The sequence below is a fragment of the Methanolobus halotolerans genome, assembly GCF_004745425.1.
GTDB classification, from domain to species: Archaea; Halobacteriota; Methanosarcinia; order Methanosarcinales; family Methanosarcinaceae; genus Methanolobus; species Methanolobus halotolerans.
The window spans coordinates 87,085-112,204 of sequence record NZ_PGGK01000002.1 but is presented as its reverse complement, the minus strand read 5'-3'; the positions used below and the strand labels follow the sequence as shown (position 1 = coordinate 112,204).

Genomic DNA, 25,120 nt, shown 5'->3' with positions numbered 1-25,120 from the left:
CTAATAAATTTGAAAGTTAATGTATTCCTGCTGATTCAAGGGTGAGTTTAAATGGGTAATGAACTGGATTTCTATGGCTACATAAGGACTCCTGATATAAGGATGCTTTACGATATGAAAGAAGTTCTCTATGATAAGGAATGGCTGTCTCAGGCCGGTAATATGGAACTCTACTATATGTACAGGGATCTTTACAGGAATAAGTCTGATCTTGAAAAGATAAAAGAACATAATCTCAGGTATGATATAACCATCATACCTCCTAAAATGCTGGGGAGGGAATACGTAAAGACCGCAGGTCACTATCATCCCTTTGTACCCGGTACCACGCTTTCATATGCGGAGGTGTATCAGGTACTAGAAGGAACGGCTACTTACCTTCTTCAGAAACAGGAAGGTGATATGATTACGGATGTAATGGTCTATGTAGCAGAAAAAGGGGACTGTGTTGTTATTCCTCCGGATTATGGCCATATAACCATCAATGCAACCGGGGAAACCCTGAAAATGGCAAACTGGGTGGCCAGGGATTTTTCATCGGTATATGAACCCATTAAAGAGCTTTCTGGTGCTGCATATTATCTCCTTGTGGATGGTTTTATCACGAACCCCGATTACGCAGAAGTTCCTCCGATAAGAACCCGGGAAACAACAGATTATCCGGAGCTGGGCCTTTCAGCCGGAAAGGACATGTATGACCTTGTAGATGACATCGGTAAGCTTGAGTTTCTGACGCGGCCAGGGGAATATATGCCTGTTTTCGAAAAGGTGACTGCATGATAGTAACATTTTGCCGTGCGAACATATAAATGGTTGAAAGTTACTAAAACGGTAAGAGGTGTATTGTTGCTAAAGAACGGCCGTATCCAGTTTACTTCCGCCAAGATCGAGGACCTGATGTTCAGGACTACCTTCAATCCAAAGACCATGGAGGGAGATGTAATAGTAAACCTTTCTCTTATTAATAAAGAGGATTTTGAACCAGTCCTTAAAATATTCAGTCTCGCTATTAACAGTGGTCTCGCTGTAAGTCCAATGTTGAAAGTGCTGCACGAAGGCGACTCGATCGGGGAAAAGGTCATAGGAAAGGATGAGATCGGCTTTGCAACAGTATGCAGTATCACGATTGATGGGATCCTGTTGAAGGCAGGTGTAATGGTCAAACCTCAGTTTGGCGGTCTTGTGGAAATAAGGGATGGTGCTCCTATCCGCTTCACGAATGTTCTGGCTTATAAAAGCACTACCATAGACCCTCTGGAAGTGTTGATGTCACAGGAACTGACATCTGTCATGGAAATGCTCAGGACCGGCACCGGTAAGATACTTGCAAATCTCCGGGAGGCACCTATGGTTGCAAGGGATGTCATTGACAGTACGCTCTCGGATATGGTTGATGCGGGCATCACAGGCATTCTTGAAGTGGGTGAACCCAATACTCGGATACTGGATGTGCCTGTGGAGAGGGACCACCTGGGAATTGTCGTCATAGGTGGTACGAATCCCATGGCAATAGTTCAGGAGCATGGCATTCCTATAAAGACAAATGCCATGTCTACGTTAATGGACATCAATGAGTTGAAGCACATCAAAGATGTCTGATTTTTTTTGTAAATAAATCACTTTCAGGCCTTACTGGCTATCTGTGATGCTATGATCGAGTTTAATCTATCTATGAACTCTTGTTTTTTACCAAAGGGCACAGTGGCACCTGCTGCAATGTCATGTCCGCCGCCAGCACCTCCTATTTCCTGGCATACCTGACTAATGGCCTCTGATAGGTTGAGTCCTTTGTTAACAAGTTCCTGTGTGCCTCTCGCAGAGATCTTGTGGCCGTCCTCCTTATCTGCAAATGCTACAATTGGCAGACGGCGGTTATTGGAAGCATGGCTCATTCCTGCAACAATGCCAACAATGGTTTCCGGTATGTTGCTGCCTGCATCAAAGAACTGCAGGTGTGATAACTGGGTGACCCCCGTGTCTCTCACGAAGTTCAGTCCTTCAACCAGATTCTTCCTGTGCTCATAGAGCAGTCTGCGCGCAGCCTCATATGCGTCTTCCCTGTCGCCCATGCAAACGGCCATGCCAATCTCGGCCTGCATGTATCTCCCGGTCGCATTAAGAAGGGTGGCATATTCGCTGGCATCCCTCATTTCCGTTCCTTCTTTTTCCGGGAGCAACAGGTAGCATTCGTTTACGAGGCGGTTGATGTTGTATGAAGAAAGCCCGTTCTGAACGGAGTACTGAAACAGTGCTGACGTGATTTTGACCTTTTCAGCCTCTGTCAGGTCTATCCACCTGCGCCATTTCTCATCGTTTGCCGAGCGCAGTCCAATATTGTGAAGGAAACCTATGCATGCGTCCTCACTGCCTGTAAGCCCCGGCAGGTAGGGGTCAGAGGAGAATTGCAGCATCTTGAAAATAGGTCTTGTCTGCTTTCCATAGAGTGAGATGTCATTTTTTGGTATGACAATAGCCGGGTTGTCTTCCAGTATCTCCCTGTTAAGACTGACAAGTTTTCCATATTTGCGGTTCTGCATATCGCCGACACATCCGACGATGGCAAGGTCTGCGAGGCTGTTGTTCTTATCAAGCTGGCTGGCAAGTATGAATGTGGTTCCGGAACCGCTGATCTCAAAGGAGCCGTTAGCTCCGAAAAGATGGGGGTTCAGATGCAGGTCCGTATCACCCTGGGGCCTGTGATGGTCCGAGATAACTGCATGCAGTTCGTAATTATTGATATGCTCTATCTGGCCGCTTCCAAGGTCGGTGAATATCGTTAGTTCCGGATTGCTGTCTGCAAGGTCCCTTATAATATTCTCGTCAAGCTGCTTCACAAAAAGCATTTCATGGTCTATGTCAGCCCCTTCAAGGGCTTTTGCTATGATCGCTCCCGAACTTATCCCGTCAGCGTCTATGTGGGATACCAGTTGTACTTCTTTGTGCTTTTTTATCTCTTCCGCACATTTTGCGGCGCGCCGGGCCATTTGTATCATGGTTTCAGACATTTTTTCCTCATGAGATTATCCTTGTTCCCTTCTTCCATCCTTCGGGGTCAATGATATACTTATTTGCTTTTCTCTCTATCCTGCAGAATTCCTGTATTTCGTTTACCGTGAACTTTGTCCTGCCGTCTTCATGGAATCTGTCCCGAAGCACGTCCCAGGGTATTATGTATGCTTCCCTGGATTTACCTACACCCATTTTAAGCTCAATTGCAAGAAAACCCGTCCTGCCTGATCTGATAAGAAAGTCCGATATGCGGTCGATCTGATGGCTCCCGTTCTTGTCGATAGTGAAGTGCTGTGTGAAATAGAGTGCTTTTGCGCCCTTGTCCACCGAGATGCTCTTGCATTCTATCCCCAGGTAGTAATCGGGGTCCAGTGAATCCACAAGCACGTCCAGGAATTGTGGTGTGAACCTGTGCTGTTTCAGACGGTGTGCAATGCCCTTTAAATTGCTTTCTTCAAAATATATATTGAAAGACTGGACCAGTGTCCTTTCGAAGTCTGTCATGGAATACCCGTGTTATTTTTGAAATAAGATTCACTTAATATTATTAAAAATGCTTTGTCATCTGCGTTAAGTTGATGTACTTATCATTCAATTGTTCCCTGATGAACAAGAAACAACTTGAAATTATATACTCCATAGGCTCCGTAGCCCTGCTGACAGTACTGTTCATATTGGTACACCAGACCATGCAGCAACACCAGGAATATGGCTTCATGGGTGCACTCGTAGCTTTTATTATCATTACTTCACTTGTTGGTCTGAAGATCAATCAAATGGAATGATCCCGGGGGTCTGGTGTGGTAGTTGTCACTGAATACCTGGAATTCGATACTAGAGGAAATACGGATATAATTGATCTGACTGCTGATGTTTCCAGCCTGGTTGCCTCATCGGGTGTCATGGATGGGATAGTTATGGTCTTTGTACCGGGCTCAACCGCTGCTATATCTACTATTGAGTATGAGTCTGGCCTGATATCTGACCTCCAGGAAGCACTTGAAAGGCTGGTCCCTCAGGATTTCAATTACAGGCATAATGAAAAGTGGCATGATGGTAACGGTCACTCTCATGTCAGGGCATCGCTGCTTGGCCAAAGTGAATCCTTTCCTCTGCTTGGCGGAAGCATACAGCTTGGAACATGGCAGCAGATAATTTTCATAGATCTGGATAACCGTCCGCGTTCCAGAAAAGTACTTGTCCAGATATATGGTGAACGATAATTTTAAAATAGTTACAGGACCCCAATGGGGCTTGGGGTCTTTTTTTGTTTTAGTTATTCTGTTTTACAAGGAACTTAACGAAATCCGGACTGAGCCTGGTCTCTCTGATCATCTTGTCCTCTATCTCATCCTCGGAAAGCCCTTCTTGTCTGTATTGGTTTATGCGGTCGTAGACACCCTGCGACACTTCTGAATATTCATTAATATCTTTCCTGTGTCCCCATACGTCGCCTTCAAGAAGGTCTATCCCCTGCATTTCAAGATACATCTTTGCGGAATTTGATATTGTCCTTTTATATGAACTTGGGATGTGAAGCGCTTTTACACTTGGGCATTTCATTACTAGTGAAAAAATATCTGTATTAGAAGGCCTGAATGCAAGATGCACGATCTCTTCGTTTGGTCCAAGTGTGTTGATCTCTTCTTTTGAACTTACAACTCTTATTTTCATGTTAAATCTCCATTTATTGTTATGTAAATCTACTAATTTGCACTTATAAATACATCATTTTATACTGTGATAATTTACTGTATATACAAAGTTTTATTTAAAGCTATCCCGAAATATAAGATTATACTCATGGTATAAATTAGTCTAATCATATTATTAATATGTTTTTTTATTATATATTTGTCTATAATCGGATGCATGATGCAGATTTGTAAATAATAATCTTTTTTGCTTACTGGATAAATTACGTTATATAAATCACTTTTGATAATATTCGGTAAGTATTTGTCAGGTTAGATTTTATTATTAATTTCGTTATTTTAAATTTTGATACTATGTATAAATTTATTTGGAGCATTCGTGTACAGTTCATGCCAGGTGTATCTAGAAAAGTGTATTTCAGTTCCTGTAAATGAATATTTTCATCAAAATACTATTGCCGGATACATCAACTGCATTAACTGTAGTTGCTTTTTAAATTTATTTCAGGCTGGATTAAGACCGATTTGCAATGTAAACTTATATATAAATCTCTTTCATAGATTAGTTCTGCTATGACACCAATGTTATCGAAATTGAAAATAAAGGGAAATATCAGTTTTATCTATATTCTATTTGGTGTTATTCTAACTTATTTTTCAAGCTATCTGCCTGACCTTATGGGTGTCATAGGAATTGAGGGAACGAGAATAAGTTCTATTGTAGCATTCGGATCGCTAAATGGAATGCTTTACGGGCCTTTCTGGGGTGCGATCATCTCGGGTACCGGTATGCTCTTACACGAGATCAACAACACAGGTTACCTGAGCAAGAATATTTTTAGCATGCTCTCGCCTTTTTTCATAATGCTTAGTTCGGTAATATCCGGCCTGATAGTGAACAGGCAGCATAAAGCGGCTTTAGGCATATTTGGCAGTCTTATAGTGGTCTGGTACCTTTTTGATGTGGGCAGAAGTGCATTTTTTTACCCGTGGTTCCATATAGTCGTATTCGTGGCTTTCATAATATTTCAAAAGAACAGCATAAAGTCTATCCACTCCCGGACATTTGTTTTCGTATCGCTTTTCTTTGCAGCTTTGATAGGTGTTCTTTCCGACCATCTGATGGGCAGTATTGCATATTCTTATATTTTCGATCTGAGCACTGAAGCATTCAGATCGGCAGTTCTTTTATACCCTCTGGAGCGCACGATTCTGGCTTTGAGCGCTACTTTTGTTGCATTTTTCTTCTTTTCTACGATTAAGGATATAATTCTATCTTCAGAAGGTATTGAGGATGATGTTAGCAGGATGAGGTCCCGGAACATGGATGATTATCTGTATAACGATGTAATACCGATAATTGAGAAAAAGGACAATGACCGGTAAAAATAATGAATGGAATTCACATATAAAAATCTTCGATTTTGTTCTTCATGCTGCATATCGCCTTTGAGAATACATGATCCGGATCTGTCAGGGAGAGTATCTCATTGTTCCTTGTGGCAACATTGCACATACAGGGAATTTGTGCGATCACATTTATCCCGAACCTCTTTTCTTCTGAAGGCCCTAAGACATTCGGATGGCACATATTGTCGACAATGGCGCATTGTTTATTTAGTGGGGAGTATATCCCCTTGATCAGCTGATCGGTACAGTTGTGGCATGCGATTGAAGAATTATGTACTATCAACACTATGTCAGAAGCAGCAACTGCATTTATCGACTCATACTCTACTCCGGGACTGGTATCAAAGATAATTACGTCTATATTTTTACCTGAAAGCTCTTTTTTTCCTTTAATGATATTCTTCAATGCATTGGATTGCCAGCTCCGGTCTTTTCTTGCAAGTTCGCGTATCTGGTTAATATCAGGATTTGAATAACCTACAAAGAACTTACCTTTTGTCCCGAACCTTTCGCTGACATCATGTATCGTATCCTTTATTTCTCTATCTCCTGAGAGCATATCGTTTATCCAGAAATAGGTGTCCGGTTTGAAGATACTGCACAAAGAAGGGCCTCTGATATCCACATCCAGAAGACAGACATTTTTACCATCCAGGGCATAGGCTGCTGCAAGGTTTACTGCAATACTGGTTTTTCCTGTCCCTCCTTTGGAAGAGTGTACGGCCAGTGCAAAAGTCATATTTTCATTTCCTCTTTAGTTTTCGATCCATGTACAGTTGCAATATATCATATACTGGTCAGGATTTTGTCATATTTAAAAAGATCCAGTTTCATTTTTCGTTGATCCTGAAGTATACTTTTCTTCCTTCCCTGTATTTTTCAACATGTTCCATCCGGACCAACTGATTCAGATAGTTGCTTTCTACTGCCCTTTCTTTTAATGTTACCTTAGATACTTCCTCTGCAGTTGCGGGTCCTATTTCAAAAAGGGTTGTCGCTGTTGTACGTAAATGGTCAGGAAGGGAGAGTAGTGTCATGATATCCAGGGATTCAGCAATATTCCCTTTTTTTGACTGGTCGGGTGCAGTTTCTTTTTTTCCAATGAAACTATCAAGTTTTTCATTCATCTGCTGCAGATTTTCCAGTATCTCTTCAAGAAGCTCTTTTTCTGACATTCAGTCTCCGTTTGGTTTTAAGTCAAAATCCCTCTATAGAAGGATGAGTGACACTTTACTTCAGTCTCTCTGATTTATAACTTTCATTGGAAATAAATATTATCCTGCCTGCCTACAAATTTTTCGACATATACATCCCGTCGCGTTCATACCCGATCCTGCGGTAGTATCCTCGCACACCGATACCGCTCATTATGGCCATCCCGGTATAGCCGGCATCACGTGCAATCTCCTCGGCACGTGCAACAAGCTCAGCTCCGTACCCCCGATGTTGCCAGTCGTGACCTTTGGCCTTATCGCCAACAGGCACCATGGACCCGTATACATGTAGTTCCCTTCCAAGGGCTGCATTTTCCAGTTCCTTCCGATGGGGCATGTGAGGAAACCTCATCCTCATAAACCCGATCAATATATCCTGGACCGTGTCCTCGAATGAGATAAAGTGCTCTTTCCCTCCACAGCAATCATAACTCTGAACTGTGAGCTCTATATTCCCGACATCGGGTTCTTTTCCCTGCAGGATGTTATGCCCTACTTCACGGCACCTGATGCAACGGCATCTACCTCCCTGCTGTAGAAGGTGGTCCTGTGCAAGCTGCCTGATATTGCTCTTTCTGACTCCTGCCAGGATCTGCTGTGCAGGTATGTCCCGCTGAATGCGCTGCATCCGCACCCATTCCGGAATAAAGGACTTGATATTTGCGAGAAGCCTGACAGCATCTGCATCATTTATTGCCTGGTACTCCCCACGTGTCCACATATTGTTAAGCTCGGTGCCCTCTGTGACAAGCGTGGGATATATTTTCAGGTAATCCGGCTTGAATCCGGGGTCTGTGAACACTCTCTTGAAATTACGAATCTCCCTTTTCTCATCCATGCCAGGAAGTCCGGGCATCATATGGAAACCCACTTTCAGGCCACTGTCCCTGAGAATTCGGTTCGCTTCAATACTATCCGCCACGGTATGCCCTCTCTTCATACGGGACAGTACAAAATCATAGGTACTCTGGACGCCGATCTCAACCTTGGTGGCACCGAGCTCAAGCATCCTGTCCACGTGGTCGGCTGATGCCCAGTCAGGCCTCGTCTCAAATGTGATACCTGTGTTCCTTACCTCTGCAGCTTCGTTCATCTGCTGCACATCTTCCAGGGTCACATAGGGAATTTCTTTTCCTATAGCTCTAACCTCCTGGCGCCATTGTGTACCGTAAAAATCATTCATTGCTTCCAGGCAGCGTTTTGTGTACCATTCCTGGTAATCTATCGGCCTGGCAGAAAAAGTACCACCCATCACAATCAGCTCGGCCTTTTTTACCTCATGTCCTATCTGCCGGAGCTGCTTCAGCCTACCGGCAACGATCCTATAGGGGTCGTACTCGCACTGGATCGCACGCATTGTGGAAGGCTCCCTGCCCATATAGCTCTGCGGTGAACAGAAGTCCGAATCCGGTCCTCCCGGGCAGGGTATGCACACTCCGTGGGGGCATGGGGCAGGTGATGTCATTGCGGCAATGACAGCTACTCCCGAGATGGTACGTACCGGCTTGCGGCGCAGTATGTCCCGGACCATTTCCTGTTCTTCTTCATTGCCGGCTATGATAATGTCAGTGTTCTTCGGAAGGCAGGAAAGCCTGTATTTCTTGGCCTGTTTTTTCTTTACTTCATTTAACTGCCGGGTATCGGTGATCTTCTTTTCCATCACCATTTCAAGGATCTCTCTGCATGCCTTGTAAAAATCAGGATCAGGGTTTTCGTTTGCTGTCATTTGTATTAAAAATTATATTTACTTGTAGTAGGGCTGATCATAATCCTGATCTACTGGCAGAAGCGGACAACAAGTGCTTCAAGCTGTATCCTTTCGTTGGCCGCTTCTGTCATGTAAAAGTCAGTATCTGCCATCCTGATGACCCATTCTGTAATAACGGGATCGCTCTCGTTGGAATTGATCGCCATTTGATGTAGTTGCAAAAGTATTTCCTGTCCCGACATGCCTTCTTCAAGTATCAGGGCATCGATGGCTTTTCGCCCCTCTATTATATCCTTTGATACAGCCGCATTGAACAGATGGCTTATGTTTTCCGACCTATCCAGAAGAGTGGAATCGTATATCTCCTTTGCTCCGATAGTCTCGTCCCCGAAACTGACAGATGCAAGCTGCAACGTGTGAAGTGCCTTTGCAATATTCCCCTTTGCATGGTAGCCAAGTGCATCGACCCCGTCGTTTGTCAGGGGTAGTCCTTCGGCATCCGCAACATCTCTGATGAATGCTGCAAGTTTATCATCTGACACATGTGTAAAGAACAGCTGAAGGCCTCTGGAACGCAGGGGTGCGATAAGTTTTGAGGCCTGTGTGGTGGAAAGTACGAACCTGCAGGTTGCAGTGTACCTTTCCATCATTCTCCTGAGCGCGTGCTGGGCATCGGAATTCAGCGACTCTGCATTATCGATGAAGATCACCTTGTAATCAGCGTCAAGGGGTCCCATACTTGCATATTCATTAATCACTTCCTTGAATATGGAAATAACGCTCTTGTTAATTTTTGAAGGGTCATCGGTTCCGATTATGCGGGTGAATCTCTTATCCCTCACGATGTAACGTTTGCCCTGTTCAAAGAAGTCGGATGCATTGAAGTAAGTGAAGTTACGCTGGTAATCATCACCATATATCTCATTTGCCATTGCAAAGGCTGCTGAGGATTTCCCTGTGTTAACAGGTCCGTAAAGGACAAGGTGGGGAAGGTTCTTCGAGCGCAGGAGTTTTCTCATCGTGTCGATGGATCCTTCGTTGCCTACAATATCATCGAGTTTTGCAGGCCTGTACTTAACAGTCCAGATATCTCTCATTTCCCTCACCTGATATCATCCTTACTCCGGATTTTTACGTGCTCTTGCTTCCAATATCTCGTGGATGACCTTTCCATACACCGGTCTTGCGATCAGTATGCCTATCAGTACACCTACTATAGTGGTAATTGCGAACCCCTGCAGAGCGCCAAAGCCCATTACTACAAGTGGTGACATTGCTATGATAGTTGTCGCTGCGGCGGCAAATATGATGGTGAATGCTTTTGTGATCCTGGCAAGATATACTTTTTTTGGCGGAAGCTTGCCTTCATAGAGTACTTCATCGGTAATGATCACCAGGTGATCTATACCCGTACCTATGACTGCGATTATTCCCGCAATGCTCGGAAGATCCAGCTGCCAGCCGATGGCACCGGCAAAACCGAGTATCATTATAACCTCACTGACCGATGTGCCTATCATCGGTATGAGGATCTCGGGTTTCCTGTACCTTCTGTAAACAACGAATGCGACAGCAAGCAGTGTAAATATTCCTGCAAATATCGCCTGACCCTTGAATTGCTCTCCCAGAGAAGCGTCCACCTGGCCGGAGCCTATGATCTCCACTTTGACAGGAAGTGCCCCTGCACGTAAGTGTATCTGCAGCTGTTCAGCCTTTAACTTGCTCTCCTCATCCCCTCCAGTGGAAGCCTGCCAGGAGTAAATGGGGTTTCTGGCAAGTGTTGCTGCCGCAGAGGAACTCAGGGGTGCGCTGTAGACTTCGTTCTCATCGAGGTACATTATGAGATTGTGGGACATCGGGTCAGTGGTTGCTCCCGTTTCAATGGCCACTTTCTGGAGTGCGAGTGCTCCTGCATCGGTCAGTGTAAAAGGAATGTACCATTGTCCGTCCCTGTCGTTGTAACTTGCTATTCCGACACTCTGGATCTCATCTCCGTATAGTACATGCCTGGTAGCATTATCCTGTGTCTGCATCCGTATCTCGAACTTTCCCGGCCTTGAAGCGATGTCCTGTGCAGTTGCAAGGTCCATTCCTGCAAAGTCAATAAGGATGTAATCTTCGCCTACTACTCTGACTGGTATGTCCTTGAGCCCAAGGGTATTCAGTTTATCACTCAGGACTTCTTTTGTAAGGTCCCGTGTCTCTGTCCTGACACCTTCGCGATAGATTGGTGTGCCATCAAAATCGGTGACTATATTGCCTCCGACCCGGGACATGAGCTCCTGCAGTTCTTCCTGGGAGATGGCAGTCCTTATCTCATATTCCACACCACCGTCAACGGAGAGAGGAACGACCTCGGCTCCCAGGGAATCCGTAAGGTAGGTTGTGATAAGCGTGGCCTTTGAAGTGTATAGGATTACCTGTGTAACATTATCCGATCTTGTTATCGTAGATTCGCCCATGCCCTGTTGATTCATCTGGTTACTGGTGAGCTGTACAGGGGTTGTAAAGGTGACAGTAAGCTGGCCATTGCTTGTGTCTACCTGTTCTATCTCAACGGTATCCGAGATACTGTTCCGGAGTACAGTCCGGGACAGGGTTTCTGCATCGGCATCCAGTTGTGCCACAGCACCCTGAAGTTTAATCTGGAGCCATGAACCGCCTTCCAGGTCAAGTCCGTAGTTTAGACCTGTTGTGAGGCCTTCGTCTGAAGAGTATCCCGGCTGGATGAAGAATACTGATGCCAGTATTGCAAGTATGAATATAATGACCCTTGTATCTTTGAAAAGGCTTTTTTGCTCGTCATCTTCTCTCATGCTTTTCGCCCCCTTGGATTCCGGCCGGCTGCATACCATCTAAGGATGGAGGTGTTCAACAACCATGTGTTCATAAGGTCTGCAAGCAGTCCGAATATAAGCACAATGGATATGTCCGAGAGCAGTGTGATCTGCGTGAGGGACGGGCTGAGCAGGTATGAATATGTTGATACCAGATACATTACAACAAGTGCTGCAAGAGTTGTTGTCGTCATTGTGATGCCTGTATGCATTGCATTTGAAATGTTTTCCTGGGGAGTTCCCCTTCTCTTTAAGACTCTTGTTGTCAGCAGTATATCACTGTCTACTGAGTAACCTATGATCATCAGCAAAGCGGCTACTGTACCGAGCGACAGTTCGATGCCTGCAACATTCATGAATGCGGCTGCTATCAGGATGTCCGAGAGCGCTGACAGTACTACTGCGATGGATGGTATGAATGTCTTGAATAGCAGGAACACCATAATGGCCATTCCTATAAACGATAGTATGACAGCTTGGATCGCCTGTTGCTGCAGGCTTGCTCCATATAAGGGTCCTATCTGTTTTATCTCCACGCTGGAGTAGGTGGATGTCACATCTCTCACAAGTTCGCTCTGTTGTTCGTTGCTCATGGGTCCGAACTGCATAATTACACGTGACCCGGTTTCACGGGCGTCGGTAATCGGATAGTCGGCATACTTCTGTTCGAAGGACACAGCGGGATCCTGGCTTGATACCGAAATAAGCGTTCCTCCCTCAAATTCCATTCCTAGTCTCACAGGTGCGCCACTGCTTGCAAACATAATACCAAGTATGATTATTGCTACAAGGAATACGGCAAGCGGTATTGCCGCAAGCTGACGGTCGCTGTGAGCTCTTACAAACGAATCCAGACGTTCAGTCAAACCGACTTCCATTTTTGTATACTCCGTAATAATCTGTGTAATCTCCCGTTATTAATAAACTGGTTGTCCCTTCATACACTACAACTTATATATACTACTTACTGTTTCTCTTAACCGATGACTGAGAGACCCAGCATTGACGAATATTTTCTTGAGATCGCCACTGTTGTTGCCAAACGTTCTACATGTTTAAGGAATAAAGTGGGTGCTGTGATATCAAGGGACAAGAGGATTCTTTCCACAGGTTATAACGGTGCTCCGCGCAATATGGAACATTGCCTGGAGGTCGGCTGCATAAGGGAACAGAACAATATAGCATCCGGTACACGTCATGAGAAATGCCGGGCTGTCCATGCAGAGCAGAATGCCATAATACAGGCTGCACTTCACGGTGTAAGTACGGATTCAGCAACCCTTTACTGCACGCACCAGCCCTGCATACTGTGCGCCAAGATGATAATAAACTCAAATATAAAAAGAGTGGTTTACATCCAGCCTTATCCGGATACGGACGCAATAGGTTTCTTTGATGATGCAGGTGTTGAAGTTGTCATCATTCCTTTCTAGATTTCTTATAAAGACTGCTTTTCAGTTATGCCTGAGGCTGCGAAGCCCTTTTTTGATCAGGTCTTCTTTGTCAGGCCTGTACATCTCTTTTACTGATGTATCCTTTTCGGAACGCATTTCCAGACCTCTTACTATGACCACGGGATTGCCTCCGTCTCCTTCTCCCATCAAGAGATTTGCTGTGCCTGCAATTTCGTCTGCAACCGATTCCTGGGTGATCTCCAGGGTATTCCCGAACAGGTCCTTTTTCCCTATCCAATTCTTTATGGGATGTATTCTGTAAAGCCCTATGGCTATTCCTGTCTGTCCGATCTTAAAAGCCCTGCCATTGGTATCGGTCACTATCACACTGACATTTTTCCCGGAGATCTGCTCCACCGCCTTCCCGATACCTGCAGCGCTGGCATCCGGGTCTTCTGGCAGGTCTGCCAGATATCCTTTCTCTACATTGGATCCGTCGATACCAGCTTTAATACAAACATGGCCGTTCTTTGTTTCCACAAGTAATATTGGAAAGTCCATGAGCACCTCACAGCTCCTGTCAAGGACTGCCTGAATTAATCTGGGATCAGCCCGATGTTCATCCGCTATTCTCCGGGCTTCTTCCTTTGCTTCAATGTCTTCAAGCCTGAACATCCTGCCTTCTGCCTTAGCAACTATGGTCGAGGCAATGACAACAATATCATTATTTCTGATCTCCGCATTCCTGCAGATCATACCTGCAATGTTATCTCCTTTTTTTATCAGCGGTATGTTGTCAACAGTAAAGGCTTCCATCTTCATATCTCGTTCCTCGGAGGACTAACGGCATTAGGAATAAATATAGCTGTTTATTGTTTCAACCTGATTTTTATATACAAGTGCCACTTTCGCAAAAAAGGATTGCTGCAACCATTAATTAAATATTGACTCTGTGGAACATCCTTACTATCCAGGTAATCGTTCAGAATCTCTATAATATGGAATGTTTCACTGAGTTATGATCATGATATCATTATTAAGTTCAATGATCCTGATAACGGCAGGTTTTCTACAGAGCCCGATCAAAAGCATCAATATTAATGCAAAAATGGATTATCTGTACATGTGCATAGGTATTAATAATATTATCGTATACGATATTCTGCGGCGATGATGATAGTTACCCCAACTGAGCAAATTATGATGATAACTCTGACTGATGCCGCTACAAACAGTATTTACTAGTCTCAAGTAAAAAACGGCTGTAAAGGAAAATTTGCGTAAATAGGAAAAGTGTCGTTTTTCGTGAACATACGGAGGAAAACAGGATATTATTCTATCATGATCTTTTGCTTTTCCTCAAGCTCTGATTTGGGAAGGGTGACCGTGAGCACACCATCCTCTAGTTTGGCCTTTGCCCCTTCTTCAGTGACATTTGCAGGAAGGCTGAACGAACGAGCGAATCTCTTGAACGAGCGCTCTTTCATGGAGTATCCTTCTTTCTCTTCTTCGGATTCTCTATGAGTATTAGCAGTTATCCATATCCTGTCACCTTTGATGTTGATGTCCACATCGTCCTTGTTAACGCCTGGAAGGTCTGTCTTTACAACAATGTCGTTATCCTCTTCCTTGACATCCACAAGAGGGCGCAAGGTGTCAAGCTCCATCCAGGTGCCTCTTTCAGTTTCTCCAAACATCTCGCTCAGGCGGTTCTGCATCCTGCTGATCTCTTCAACAGGGTCCCATGCCGATACGGAAGATGGACTCCAGCGTGTTAATCCATGTCTCATATTCATCACTCCTCATATTGTAGTGGGTTTCACTCCCTGATGCCCACCATACAACTATTATCATTGGATCTATTTATAATTGATTCATAAGATTAATTAGCGGGCGCCTTCAGGGGCCGATCAGTATACTTACCAGGTCGGCTGCATAGACAGTACCAAGCGCCCCCTTCTTGACCGATTCCTCATCAAAAGCCTCGGATGCGTCCGGAAATGCTTCTGATGTCGAGTATATGGCAAAGGGAATAGGTGTGGAGGTATGGGTCCTGAGTGCGATGGGTGTGGGATGGTCGGGCAATACCATTATTGTGACATCCTCGCTGTATTGCTTCGCAGCTTTGAGCACAGTACCTACGACCTTCTCATCAAAGTCCTCGATAGCCTGTATCTTGGCCTGCACATCACCCATATGCCCTGCCTCGTCGGGTGCCTCAACGTGTACGAACACGAAATCATGGTCTTTGAGGGCCTCAATGGCATATTCTGCTTTGCCCTGGTAATTTGTATCCAGATAGCCGGTAGCTCCCGGGACCTCGATCACATCAAGTCCTGCGTAGATACCTATTCCTTTTACAAGGTCGACTGCTGATATAATAGCACCCCGGAGCCCATAGAGTTCCTTGAAAGAGGTGAATGCAGGTGCAAACCCCTGTCCCCATAACCAGATGGAGTTACCTGGGTTCCTGCCTTCTTCTATTCTCTTTTTATTGACAGGGTGGTCTTTCAGGATCTCCATGGATCTTTCGGTCAGCTCGCATATGATATCGCTGTCCTTGCCTTTTGGCATATGGTCATGCCTGTTCTCATCGATGATATCATGGGGGGGAACACATTCGGTATTTGCGCCGAGCCCTTTCTTTGTCACCATAAGGTGGCGGTAACTGATACCCGGATAGAAGCTGAGGCTATCATCACCAAGTGCAGAGCTTATACTTCCGATCAGCTCTTTTGCTTCTTCATTGGTAATATGTCCTGAACTATGGTCTGCGATGATGTCATCTTTGATGGTTATAAGGTTGCATCGGAATGCAACATCATCTTTCTCAAGTTCGACTCTCATGCTCGCAGCCTCAAAAGGTGCCCTGCCAGAGTAGTACTTTTTAGGATCATATCCTATAATAGACATGTTGGCGACGTCACTGCCAGGAGGCAACCCGTAGGGTACCGTTCTGGCGAGTCCTGCGCGGCCATTGAATGTTATATGATCCATATTTGGTGTCATAGCCTTCTGGAGGACTGTCATGCCGCCCAGCTCTTCAAGTGGTTCGTCTGCCATACCGTCTCCGATGAGTACTACATATTTCATCTTTTCACCTATATTCATAGAAATTTATAAAAACTATAGGACAATAATATGCCTGCAGGCTAGAAGAATACTCAGCCATTTTATCCCGTCCAATGATGTGAGGTTTCGATGAAATATATACATTTTGCAATTATCTGTGCCTGTGTGTTCTTCCTGTGTATCTCTCCCGCAGCGGGCCTGACTACAAAAGCAATGATACATTATTCAGAACCTGGCGTTAGTGTACGGGATGTGGTATCCCTGGAGCAGGGTTATTCTTTCAAGGTTCTGGATATGAACAGCAAGAGCGGTGATATTCTTATCGAGTTATACCTGGACGGAGAAAAGATAGAGCTGGAGGATAACTTTGCCAGAGTAGATGATTCTCTGGAGTATGTGCGTCCGGTAATCGAATACGAGGGTGAGGGTAATGAAAAAGATGTGGATCATCTCATCCTGAGTATAACTCCGGAGGGGTCGGTGAAAACTTCAGATGGAATATACCATTCCACTATTCTCATAGAACAATACCTTGATCCGCTGGAAAATATCAATGATTACCTTATCCTTGATAAGGACTATTCACTGAAAAGTGGTTCTGAACTTGAACTGACCGGTCTTTATACTCTTGAGGTCACAGGTATGGATTACGATGAAGTGTCCCTGGAACTCCGGTTTAGTGGCAGGAAGCTGAAAAAGGCAGATATTGAAGAAGGGGAATATTTTCACTATACGGTTTACTCTGACACCGGCCCGCAAACCATCTTCCTTGCATACGTGAAAGGTTTATTTGAGACGGATGATGGCATTACGGTCTTCCTTGATCATGTCTCACTGCAACAGGATCAGATCTCCGATAATATTGATTCTCCGGAAAGTATTGATATAGATATTGTATCTCCCTTAGGCGGCGGATTGAAGGCCGGGTGTATTGCCATTATCAATTACTGTCTGGATGATTCGTACCCAGAGGTTCGTATCATGGTTGATGGACAACTTCTGGATACTAGAAAAGATGTGAGTCCGGGAACTTATAAAGCAGTCACAGAGGAACTTTACACGGGAATCCATAAGGCAACTCTGATGACGATAGATTACAACGATGATCGCTCGTATTATTCAGAGGAATTCTCGGTATCGGTCAACATTAAAGACAATATCACAGGTTCAATAGCCGGCTTTGCAAATTCAGCAACAGAAGGTCTTGGAAAGGATAACAGCTCTGAAAATGTCTCTTCGAACATGAATGTACCTTCATTGCCTTCCAATCTTTCTAATACGCTCTCTCTTATTGTAACCGCCGGCGTATTCATTGTGCTTTTCTGGTTCTTTAGAAAATTCTTGTAGACAAATGTTCTCATCAATTCAGGATTATGGCCTTTACTCATAATCTTTATATTAGTCTGCACTGTTTATACACGAAATTAGCTGAAAATATAAGCGTGATTAAATATGAGAATCGTAATGAAATTCGGCGGCACATCAGTTGCCAACGGAGAGAAGATCCGGTATGTGGCTGAACTCCTAAAGCAGTATCATGAAAAAGGTAATGAGCTTATAGCTGTGACTTCGGCGCTTGGCGGTGTAACGGATGGCTTACTAAATACTGCAAAAGAAGTATCTGTAAGCGGTAAGGTATCTCATGTAAAAGAGTTCATAGCTGATCTTACCAAGAAACATTACGATGCCATACATGTTGCAGTAGATAGCGATAATCTTAGGTCCGTATGCATAGAGTCTGTCGATAAACGTATCGATGAGCTTGAAAAGGCCCTCATAGGCATCTGTTACCTGGGGGAACTGACCACGCGTTCCATCGATTATATATCTTCCTATGGTGAGCGTCTTGCGGCTCCGATAGTCAGTTGTTCGATATGTTCCCTTGGGATTGAGTCAAAATCTTTTACAGGTGGTGAAGCAGGGATAGTCACTGATTCAACCTATGGTGATGCCAAAGTGCTTGAAGACAGCTATTCCCGAATAAACGAAAGGCTGACCCCTCTGCTGGAAAGTGGTATTTCTGTTGTTACCGGTTTTATAGCCCAGAACCACAAGGGGATAATCACAACTCTGGGGAGAAGCGGTTCTGATTTCTCTGCATCTATCCTGGGTGCTGCAGTGAAGGCAGACGAGATATGGCTCTGGAAAGAGGTTCATGGCATAATGACATCCGACCCAAAATTCGTTCCTGAGGCAAAGTCGATCCCTCAGATATCCTATATCGAGGCCATGGAACTATCTTATTTCGGTGCAAAGGTTCTGCACCCCCGGACAATTGAACCTGCCATCAAGCATAAGATACCCGTGCGTGTGAAGAACACATTTGAACCCGACTTCGAGGGTACGCTCATAGTTGCTGAACAGAATCAGATTGAAGACGTTGTTAAGGCAGTGACCCTGATATCCAGGGTTGCCCTGATTAACATCTCGGGTGCCGGTATGGTGGGCGCCATCGGTACTGCCGCAAGGGTGTTTTCCGTACTTGCAGGTGCAGGTGTGAATATAATTATGATAAGTCAGGGCTCCTCGGAAGCTAACATGACCCTTGTGGTCAACGAGGAACACCTGGAGCAGGCAGTTGCTGCCATAAGGTCCGAGTTCAGCAATAATGTCATTGGCGACGTTGCGTACGACAGGGATGTATGTGTTGTTGCAGTGGTTGGTGCAGGTATGGATGGTATCCCGGGAGTTGCAGGTAAAGTGTTTTATGCACTTGGAAAAGGGGATATCAACGTTATCATAATCAGTCAGGGCTCTTCACAGCATAATATCTCATTTGTCGTAAGCTCTGCTGATGCAATTGAGGCTGTGAGAATACTACACAGGGAATTCGAACTGGACCAGCAAAGGTAATCACAATGAACGATAAACATCTCACCTATGCGGATTCCGGCGTTGACATTGAGAAAGAGGAAACTACTATCAGGGCCCTGACAAAAGATATGACATATAAACGTACGGGACTGGGAGCACCCCTTACGGGTATAGGTCACTATGCGGGCCTGATAGATTTCGGGGAATATGCACTTGCTCTGGCAACGGATGGGGTGGGTTCCAAGGTTGTGATAGCTAACGAGATGAAACGCTGGAACACCGTCGGTATCGATTGTGTTGCAATGAATGTCAATGACCTGCTGGCGATAGGTGCCGAACCTATATCCTTTGTCGATTACCTGGCCCTTGAAAAGCACGATGAGGGATTTGCCGCACAAATTGGTGAAGGGCTGCGAAAAGGGGCCGAAATATCCCGTATGTCCATTGTGGGAGGCGAGACCGCAACACTCCCGGACATAATCAAAGGTTTTGACCTTGCGGGTACCTGCCTTGGAATGGTAAAAAAGGAAGATATAATCACAGGTGAGAAGGTCCGCGTAGGGGATGCAATTGTGGGCATTCCTGCAGCAGGTGTTCACAGTAATGGGTATACCCTTGTCAGGAAAATAATAGAGCGATCTTCTTATTCTTATCATGATCCTTTGCCGTCAGATCCTTCTACGACTATAGGAGACGAACTTCTCATACCCACCCGCATTTACATGGAGGTCCTTGATGTTATCAGGGAATGCGATGTCCACGGACTGGCACATATTACCGGAAGTGGACTTTTGAAACTAAAACGTGTGACTGAACTCGGGTTTGATTTCGACGATCCGATCGAGCCAAATGATATTTTCAGCTTCCTTCAGGACGAAGGTAACATTGATGGTCTGGAAATGTACAGGACGTTCAATATGGGCATGGGTTTTGTTATAATCCTCCCGCCGGAGCAGGCTGTAAAAGCAGCTGAGATGACAGGGGGTAAGATCGTCGGAAGGATAGTGGAAAGTGGTATAAAGGTTTCCAGCCTTGTTATTGTTTAACGTAGAAAGGAAAATCAATAATGGCCTGTATAAGCGATCTTCCCTTTGAGATCCTCCTGAAAGGGGGTACACCGGCCCAGTGTGAAGCACTGGTCAGGGAAAAGTCCGATGAAATGTATCATGTACCCGGTGGTTACACCATACGCGGAGTGATGCTTAAGGGTGATTCCATTCCTATCGGTGTAAAAGGAGATGAGATATTTTTCCAGTATATCAAGCCATGTTTCGGACTTTTTGTTCTCAGACTGCCGGATGCTGCTGATGAGATCGAAAGACTGCATTCCCGGTTCGGGAAAGAATGACCTTTTCTGAGTATTGGCATCTATAACGGAAGTGAACCTGTGGAGAAAAACGATCAGGAAGATCCTGATTATGGTATTTACCTTGTCTGGGGTTTGATTGCCGGTCTTGTATGTGGTGCTCTAATTGATGATGCCGGACTTGGCATCGGTCTGGGACTGCTGGGAGCGAGTGCATGGTATTACTATCAGGTAAAGGTCGATAATCACAAAGATGGGTCAAAGAGGCTGGTCAGAAGCCGTGACGATCGTATGGTCGCGGGAGTTTGCAGTGGAATTGCTCAGTATTTTGATGTCAAACCCGCGCTGGTGAGAATAATCTTCGTAGCATTAGCATTGGTCACAGGTATATGGGTCGGCGGACTGCTGTATCTTATTCTGGTTATCGTGATGCAGGATGAGAGTTCAAAAAAGACCGGTTATACATAGGCTGAACATTCTTTTCATCAATATGGGTTGTGAGGCTCATATCTTTGTCCTTTTTGCAGTTTGCACTGCCCATTTCAGAAAGTCTCCTGAAGGGAATTCATGTATTGTTGTTGCAATGATCATTCCTTCACCGAGTTCTTTGGCAACCATGAGGGCATTTCCGCTCTCGTCCTTGAAAATGATGTCTCCTTCGGCGTCCGCAAAATATCCATCGAACTCTGCCTCAGCTTCAGTGTCATCCACAAGGCACTGTGCATTGTGCTCATTTGCCTTACAGATATTTGCAGACATCTGCTTTTGTACATACCGCAGATCCATGGGGAGCCATGGGTAGTTATATTCACTTACCATTGGCCCGAATATTACCAGGATCCCTCCTTTTTCCACAAATCTCTCAAGTTTCTTTTTGTTACGTTCAATGCCACTCAGGACTTTTGTATATGCAGGATTGGCAAAGCCGGTCGGGATCATCAGACATTTGCATGGTGGTAAAAAAGGTGTTCCCAGATTCTCCGGGGCGATTCTCTGGCATTTTATTTTATGCTCGAGGAACAGTTTCTCAAACAGCAGGCTCTGGTCCCATAGCAGCATCACATCGGTCATGCAGGAAAATACAATTTCCTGGTTTAATTGCTTTTCCTGAGAACTTAGATGCTACAATTAAATTATCATTCAGAATCATATATTTTAAATTATACATTTTAGTTTGTTCAAAAATACTTTTATATTTTTAATGTATTGTATGTGTGCGATACAAAAGAACACAATTTGTATCAATAATACTACAAGCCGGTTGGGGAGTGGATTTATCCATCCGGTTCTCTTTTATTCACTTTTTCAAATAGCCGGCAGGTTATGTGAACTCGCTTCCGATAAACGACTGATCAAAAAAGAAAAACAGAGCCGGTTTGTTTAAACCAGCTTGTTGATAGGGTGGTTCTCGTCCTTGACTTCAAGACCGAGTTCTTTTGCAGTCTCTGCCAGCATGATATCGACCATGGCTGTTGCAGGGAAGACTTTGTCTGTGTTCTCGATAGGTCCGAACAGCTGGAAGTTTGATCCGAGTACCTGGGGTACAAGGTTTGTTCCGATATCGGTTGGCATATAGATTGCCTGCCTCTGCTCTTTTGTTTCGAACTGTTTCTTGTATGTCTTCATCCAGTCCCATGCGGATGCCATGTTGTGGTATCCGCCGCCAACAGGCAGTCCAAGGTGTCCCTTGATAGCTATTACTGACCTGATAGATGCTCCAGAACCTGCTCCAAGTGGAGTTGCTGCAACATCGATCAGTGGTTTTGTGATTCCACATTCCTTTGCGATCTCGAGCATACCTTTGTCCTGTCCGGTTCCACCGGTCTCAAGAATCTCGAGCTTACCCTTTACGCTTGGATCAGTTGCATTGAATGCAAGTACAATGGATGCATCAATGTCACTGTCCCTGATAGCCTCGATCTCGTCTGCATGGACACTGGCATTGATGGAGTTGTAGATCGCCCTGTCAGCTACGCCGATCTCTGTGACGTATTCTGCAGCAGCTGCACGCACTTCACCTGCAGATGAGTCGATAAGGAATGGTGTCTTATCATCAAGTTCGACAAACCAGTCAATGTACTTTTTGATAGCTTCAGGTGTTTCACCGACAATCTGGTTCACATAAGGGTTACCAGTGACCTCCCCCATGTCAACGATGCTCTGCCAGAGCTTGTTTGCAGCCTCTACGTCGAAGACACCCTTATCTTCATCAGTCACGATCTTGTGCCTGTTGTAGAACATCGTTCCTATGAGTACTGTGGGGTATTCTCCTGGCTGGCCACCGAACTTGACTCCGCCTACCTCGAATACTTCTTGTTTCTTATCAAATCTGAACATAATAATCTCTCCATTTTAGATTCTAAGCATAGGTGCCAGGAACAAAAGGTATAACAGGAATATGATGATTCCGGCTACTGCTCCGTACAAAATTCCTATGTCTCTTCCTACCTTTTTACCAATGCGCTGAGCAACTTCACTGTTTACGAACTCGATCTTCTCATCTATTGTGTTGAGTTTGTCGAGTACCTGGTTGAAGTCTTCCGGATCTACGACTACGCTTGGTATTCTGTCGCTTTGTTCACTCATTATATCACGCTCCAGATGACCATCGGGAGTATGATCGTCATCAGTAAGATGAAGACGAATCCTGCAAGAAAACCGCTTATACCGGTTGCAGATACTCCTGAATCAAGTTTCTGGTTCCTTGCGATAAGTTGAGCCCTGTAACGGATGTCCTCAACCACGGCTTCAATGGGTCCCATATTCGGGTTGATGACCATCGGGACTCCTTTTCCATATTCTTCTTCTGCCATGTCAGTTACCTCCGAACAACAACATTCCAAGCAGTGTTAAGGTGATGGTAAGGCCGATCATTATTCCTTCTACCTTGCCTGCATGTACTCCTGAGTGGAACTTGTTCAGGTTACCGATGTTCATCATTTCCTTGTTGATTTCCAGTATCCTGCTCCTGATGGTTGCCATCTCAGCGGCCATTGGCTTAAGCCCGCCTATCTCTGCACCTTCTTCAGCACCGCCTTCTCCGACCACGATCTCCATTGGTTCGGCATCGAAGGCATCTGTGTCCTTGGATGCATATTCCTTGATCTTGGAAACGATGGAATTCATATCTTCAGTGCCGATGAAATCAATGATCTCAACCTGTTCCTGGAATCTCGCGATGGCTTCCTCGTTGAGGTTCTCGATGTAAGGAATAGCACCTGTTGCGTTTACGATCCTGTTGTCTTTTACACCATGCTGGTGAAGAGCAATGAATGCCTGTCCGGTGATATGTCCTTTGACTTCGGCTCCTGTTACTATGAAATATCTGATATTCGGGTTCGCTATGATGTGTGCAACGACCTTCTCAATACCGAGATTCTCCGTTTTACAAGGGCCTGTAATTGCTGCACCTGCATCAAGTTGAGGGCCTGCTTCAAGGTGTGAGCCACAGGTAATAACAGCTACACTGTTCTGGATGTCTCCAACGTCGTATTCACCTTTTAGCATCGGCCAGTTAGGAGAAGCATCTCTTTTTGCTGCCATTTTACATCACTCCTAATGCACCTATTACCAGAAGCATCAGTCCTGCAACTCCGAGACCGACAATTATGCCGTAGAACGCATTTCCGTAGAAACCTGCACTGTATGCGGAATTCTCACGTCCCGGGAATGAGCTGAGTAGTGCTTTGTCTGGCGATAGAGAGTTTATAAGGTCATCTGCTATTTTATCAAGTTCGTCAAGCTGTGTGATTATAGGATCCATAGAATAGGATATAATATCCTCTCTTTCTGCTGCCAGTAAAGAGCTGAGTGGATCCAGCACCAGATGTGCTTCGGGGGCTACGTGAACCATGCTCATTCCAATTCCTCCTTAGAAGGCAGGAGTCCTGAACCTGTGACCATGAATGCGTCTCTTTTTACACGCTTGTAGTATCCGCTGAAGGAAACATACCAGATAGCAATTCCTATCAGGATGGTAATACTTCCTGACGCGAATGGTGTAATTGTAGCGACGATTCCTGCAAGTATCATTGCGATTGCACCCTTTTCGAATGCACATGCAAGTGTACGGTCCTGTTTCTCATCAGGTCCGAGATTTGCATTGTATGGATGCAAGATCGCAAGGCCGCCTGCAATAAAGATAACTGCTATATATCCGGTTGTCATGACTCCACTGGCTACTCCCTGAGCAACGACCACGCCGTTGACTATCTCGTCAAAGAACATGAATGTCCCAATCATGGAAGTGCTGAGTCCAACAATAGTCAAAGCACCAGCGGCAGCGATCTCGGTAGTTGATTGCACCATAATGGGTATGCCCATGTTGAGCACCTTGTTCCCGAGCATGCCTACTACTAACCCGATAAGGGAAGCAAAGACAAGAGCGACCAAAGGCCCGGCAATTCCGCCGACAGCAAGTCCGAACGTAGTCGCAATAACACCGATACCAAGGGCAAGCATGCCAATTGAAGGTACGCCTGTACCCAGACCGTAGTTTGCAACTCTCCTGACTGCTGAAGCACCCCATACGATACTGCATATAGCACCAAGGGCACCTAAGAATGACATGGATGGTCCGATGATGTCGACAAGGAAGTAAGCAGCGTATATTCCTACTAAGCCACCTATTACTCCGAAGGCTATCAATTTATTCTGGGGAATTGCCTCGTGGGCTCCTCCTCCTCCTCCACCTGCTGACAT

General features: G+C 45.0%; 30 protein-coding genes. 11 read left to right on the top strand and 19 right to left on the bottom strand.

The annotated features are described in order from the left end of the window. Positions 1–51: 51 nt before the first annotated feature. Entirely contained in the window at positions 52–780 is a 729-nt protein-coding gene (locus CUN85_RS02190) for a glucose-6-phosphate isomerase family protein (RefSeq protein WP_135388553.1), read from the top strand. Between the two features lie 66 nt (positions 781–846). Then, on the top strand, positions 847–1,599 hold the full coding sequence (locus CUN85_RS02185; protein WP_135388886.1) for a DUF128 domain-containing protein: 753 nt from the start codon (positions 847–849) through the stop codon (positions 1,597–1,599). Between the two features lie 23 nt (positions 1,600–1,622). Here the strand turns inward: CUN85_RS02185 and CUN85_RS02180 are convergent, their stop codons facing one another. Both CUN85_RS02180 and CUN85_RS02175 read right to left on the bottom strand, forming a co-directional pair. Continuing rightward, a complete protein-coding gene (locus CUN85_RS02180) occupies positions 1,623–3,005 on the bottom strand; it encodes a DHHA1 domain-containing protein (RefSeq protein WP_135388551.1) in 1,383 nt (460 codons plus the stop codon). 7 nt (positions 3,006–3,012) lie between these two features. After that, positions 3,013–3,513: a hypothetical protein gene (locus tag CUN85_RS02175; RefSeq protein WP_135388549.1), complete on the bottom strand. Its 501-nt coding sequence runs from the start codon at positions 3,511–3,513 to the stop codon at positions 3,013–3,015. Between the two features lie 101 nt (positions 3,514–3,614). Between CUN85_RS02175 and CUN85_RS02170 the strand changes: the two genes are divergently transcribed. Next, positions 3,615–3,794: a hypothetical protein gene (locus CUN85_RS02170; protein WP_135388547.1), complete on the top strand. Its 180-nt coding sequence runs from the start codon at positions 3,615–3,617 to the stop codon at positions 3,792–3,794. Positions 3,795–3,809: 15 nt separating this feature from the next. After that, the gene (locus CUN85_RS02165) at positions 3,810–4,232 is read left to right on the top strand and encodes a secondary thiamine-phosphate synthase enzyme YjbQ (protein WP_135388545.1); all 423 of its coding nucleotides are present in this window, start codon (positions 3,810–3,812) and stop codon (positions 4,230–4,232) included. Positions 4,233–4,281: 49 nt separating this feature from the next. Here the strand turns inward: CUN85_RS02165 and CUN85_RS02160 are convergent, their stop codons facing one another. Further along, on the bottom strand, positions 4,282–4,683 hold the full coding sequence (locus tag CUN85_RS02160; protein ID WP_135388543.1) for a DUF1699 family protein: 402 nt from the start codon (positions 4,681–4,683) through the stop codon (positions 4,282–4,284). Positions 4,684–5,237: 554 nt separating this feature from the next. Between CUN85_RS02160 and CUN85_RS02155 the strand changes: the two genes are divergently transcribed. Next, on the top strand, positions 5,238–6,050 hold the full coding sequence (locus CUN85_RS02155; protein WP_135388541.1) for a hypothetical protein: 813 nt from the start codon (positions 5,238–5,240) through the stop codon (positions 6,048–6,050). Positions 6,051–6,066: 16 nt separating this feature from the next. Here the strand turns inward: CUN85_RS02155 and CUN85_RS02150 are convergent, their stop codons facing one another. From CUN85_RS02150 to CUN85_RS02125, 6 genes are all read right to left on the bottom strand, one after another. Continuing rightward, positions 6,067–6,813, bottom strand: coding sequence for a MinD/ParA family ATP-binding protein (locus tag CUN85_RS02150; RefSeq protein ID WP_135388539.1), 747 nt, complete (start codon positions 6,811–6,813; stop codon positions 6,067–6,069). Positions 6,814–6,904: 91 nt separating this feature from the next. Next, positions 6,905–7,249, bottom strand: coding sequence for a helix-turn-helix domain-containing protein (locus CUN85_RS02145; protein WP_135388538.1), 345 nt, complete (start codon positions 7,247–7,249; stop codon positions 6,905–6,907). Between the two features lie 112 nt (positions 7,250–7,361). Next, entirely contained in the window at positions 7,362–9,014 is a 1,653-nt protein-coding gene (locus tag CUN85_RS02140) for a tRNA uridine(34) 5-carboxymethylaminomethyl modification radical SAM/GNAT enzyme Elp3 (RefSeq protein WP_135388536.1), read from the bottom strand. 50 nt (positions 9,015–9,064) lie between these two features. Further along, positions 9,065–10,093 (bottom strand): AAA family ATPase, encoded by a 1,029-nt coding sequence (locus CUN85_RS02135; RefSeq protein ID WP_135388534.1) that lies wholly within the window; start codon positions 10,091–10,093, stop codon positions 9,065–9,067. Positions 10,094–10,114: 21 nt separating this feature from the next. Beyond that, positions 10,115–11,812 (bottom strand): preprotein translocase subunit SecD, encoded by a 1,698-nt coding sequence (locus CUN85_RS02130; RefSeq protein ID WP_135388532.1) that lies wholly within the window; start codon positions 11,810–11,812, stop codon positions 10,115–10,117. Next, complete coding sequence (locus tag CUN85_RS02125; protein WP_135388530.1) at positions 11,809–12,711, bottom strand: protein translocase subunit SecF; 903 nt, start codon at positions 12,709–12,711, stop codon at positions 11,809–11,811. The genes CUN85_RS02130 and CUN85_RS02125 overlap by 4 nt, the downstream gene beginning before the upstream one ends. A gap of 105 nt (positions 12,712–12,816) precedes the next feature. On the opposite strand from CUN85_RS02125, the gene CUN85_RS02120 reads away from it, so the two are divergent. Next, positions 12,817–13,266 (top strand): deoxycytidylate deaminase, encoded by a 450-nt coding sequence (locus CUN85_RS02120; RefSeq protein WP_135388528.1) that lies wholly within the window; start codon positions 12,817–12,819, stop codon positions 13,264–13,266. A 21-nt stretch (positions 13,267–13,287) separates the two neighbouring features. Here CUN85_RS02120 and CUN85_RS02115 read toward each other — a convergent pair whose 3' ends face one another. The 3 genes from CUN85_RS02115 to CUN85_RS02105 form a co-directional block, all read right to left on the bottom strand. Beyond that, positions 13,288–14,049, bottom strand: a complete 762-nt coding sequence (locus CUN85_RS02115) for a coenzyme F420-0:L-glutamate ligase (protein ID WP_135388526.1) — start codon at positions 14,047–14,049, stop codon at positions 13,288–13,290. A 509-nt stretch (positions 14,050–14,558) separates the two neighbouring features. Beyond that, complete coding sequence (locus CUN85_RS02110) at positions 14,559–15,017, bottom strand: Hsp20/alpha crystallin family protein (protein ID WP_135388524.1); 459 nt, start codon at positions 15,015–15,017, stop codon at positions 14,559–14,561. Between the two features lie 109 nt (positions 15,018–15,126). Then, the gene (locus CUN85_RS02105) at positions 15,127–16,320 is read right to left on the bottom strand and encodes a cofactor-independent phosphoglycerate mutase (protein WP_135388522.1); all 1,194 of its coding nucleotides are present in this window, start codon (positions 16,318–16,320) and stop codon (positions 15,127–15,129) included. Between the two features lie 108 nt (positions 16,321–16,428). Between CUN85_RS02105 and CUN85_RS02100 the strand changes: the two genes are divergently transcribed. The 5 genes from CUN85_RS02100 (at position 16,429) to CUN85_RS13230 (ending at position 20,887) form a co-directional block, all read left to right on the top strand. Then, positions 16,429–17,646 (top strand): hypothetical protein, encoded by a 1,218-nt coding sequence (locus tag CUN85_RS02100; protein WP_135388520.1) that lies wholly within the window; start codon positions 16,429–16,431, stop codon positions 17,644–17,646. Positions 17,647–17,751: 105 nt separating this feature from the next. After that, the gene (locus CUN85_RS02095; protein ID WP_135388518.1) at positions 17,752–19,152 is read left to right on the top strand and encodes an aspartate kinase; all 1,401 of its coding nucleotides are present in this window, start codon (positions 17,752–17,754) and stop codon (positions 19,150–19,152) included. 5 nt (positions 19,153–19,157) lie between these two features. After that, positions 19,158–20,159 carry a phosphoribosylformylglycinamidine cyclo-ligase gene (gene purM, locus CUN85_RS02090; RefSeq protein ID WP_135388516.1) on the top strand — a complete coding sequence of 334 codons (1,002 nt, stop codon included), beginning with the start codon at positions 19,158–19,160 and terminating at the stop codon, positions 20,157–20,159. A gap of 20 nt (positions 20,160–20,179) precedes the next feature. After that, entirely contained in the window at positions 20,180–20,461 is a 282-nt protein-coding gene (locus tag CUN85_RS02085) for a DUF1894 domain-containing protein (RefSeq protein WP_135388514.1), read from the top strand. Positions 20,462–20,500: 39 nt separating this feature from the next. Next, entirely contained in the window at positions 20,501–20,887 is a 387-nt protein-coding gene (locus CUN85_RS13230; RefSeq protein ID WP_235856154.1) for a PspC domain-containing protein, read from the top strand. A 36-nt stretch (positions 20,888–20,923) separates the two neighbouring features. Here CUN85_RS13230 and CUN85_RS02075 read toward each other — a convergent pair whose 3' ends face one another. From CUN85_RS02075 to mtrC, 7 genes are all read right to left on the bottom strand, one after another. Then, positions 20,924–21,490 (bottom strand): hypothetical protein, encoded by a 567-nt coding sequence (locus CUN85_RS02075; protein WP_135388512.1) that lies wholly within the window; start codon positions 21,488–21,490, stop codon positions 20,924–20,926. Positions 21,491–21,799: 309 nt separating this feature from the next. Next, entirely contained in the window at positions 21,800–22,756 is a 957-nt protein-coding gene (gene mtrH, locus CUN85_RS02070; RefSeq protein ID WP_135388510.1) for a tetrahydromethanopterin S-methyltransferase subunit H, read from the bottom strand. 15 nt (positions 22,757–22,771) lie between these two features. Further along, on the bottom strand, positions 22,772–23,005 hold the full coding sequence (gene mtrG, locus CUN85_RS02065) for a tetrahydromethanopterin S-methyltransferase subunit MtrG (RefSeq protein ID WP_135388508.1): 234 nt from the start codon (positions 23,003–23,005) through the stop codon (positions 22,772–22,774). Then, positions 23,005–23,232: a tetrahydromethanopterin S-methyltransferase subunit F gene (locus CUN85_RS02060; protein ID WP_135388506.1), complete on the bottom strand. Its 228-nt coding sequence runs from the start codon at positions 23,230–23,232 to the stop codon at positions 23,005–23,007. The genes mtrG and CUN85_RS02060 overlap by 1 nt, the downstream gene beginning before the upstream one ends. A 1-nt stretch (position 23,233) precedes the next feature. Further along, positions 23,234–23,962 carry a tetrahydromethanopterin S-methyltransferase subunit A gene (mtrA, locus tag CUN85_RS02055; protein WP_135388504.1) on the bottom strand — a complete coding sequence of 243 codons (729 nt, stop codon included), beginning with the start codon at positions 23,960–23,962 and terminating at the stop codon, positions 23,234–23,236. Position 23,963: 1 nt separating this feature from the next. Continuing rightward, positions 23,964–24,278, bottom strand: coding sequence for a tetrahydromethanopterin S-methyltransferase subunit B (locus CUN85_RS02050; protein WP_135388502.1), 315 nt, complete (start codon positions 24,276–24,278; stop codon positions 23,964–23,966). After that, on the bottom strand, positions 24,275–25,120 hold the full coding sequence (gene mtrC, locus CUN85_RS02045; protein ID WP_135388500.1) for a tetrahydromethanopterin S-methyltransferase subunit MtrC: 846 nt from the start codon (positions 25,118–25,120) through the stop codon (positions 24,275–24,277). The genes CUN85_RS02050 and mtrC overlap by 4 nt, the downstream gene beginning before the upstream one ends.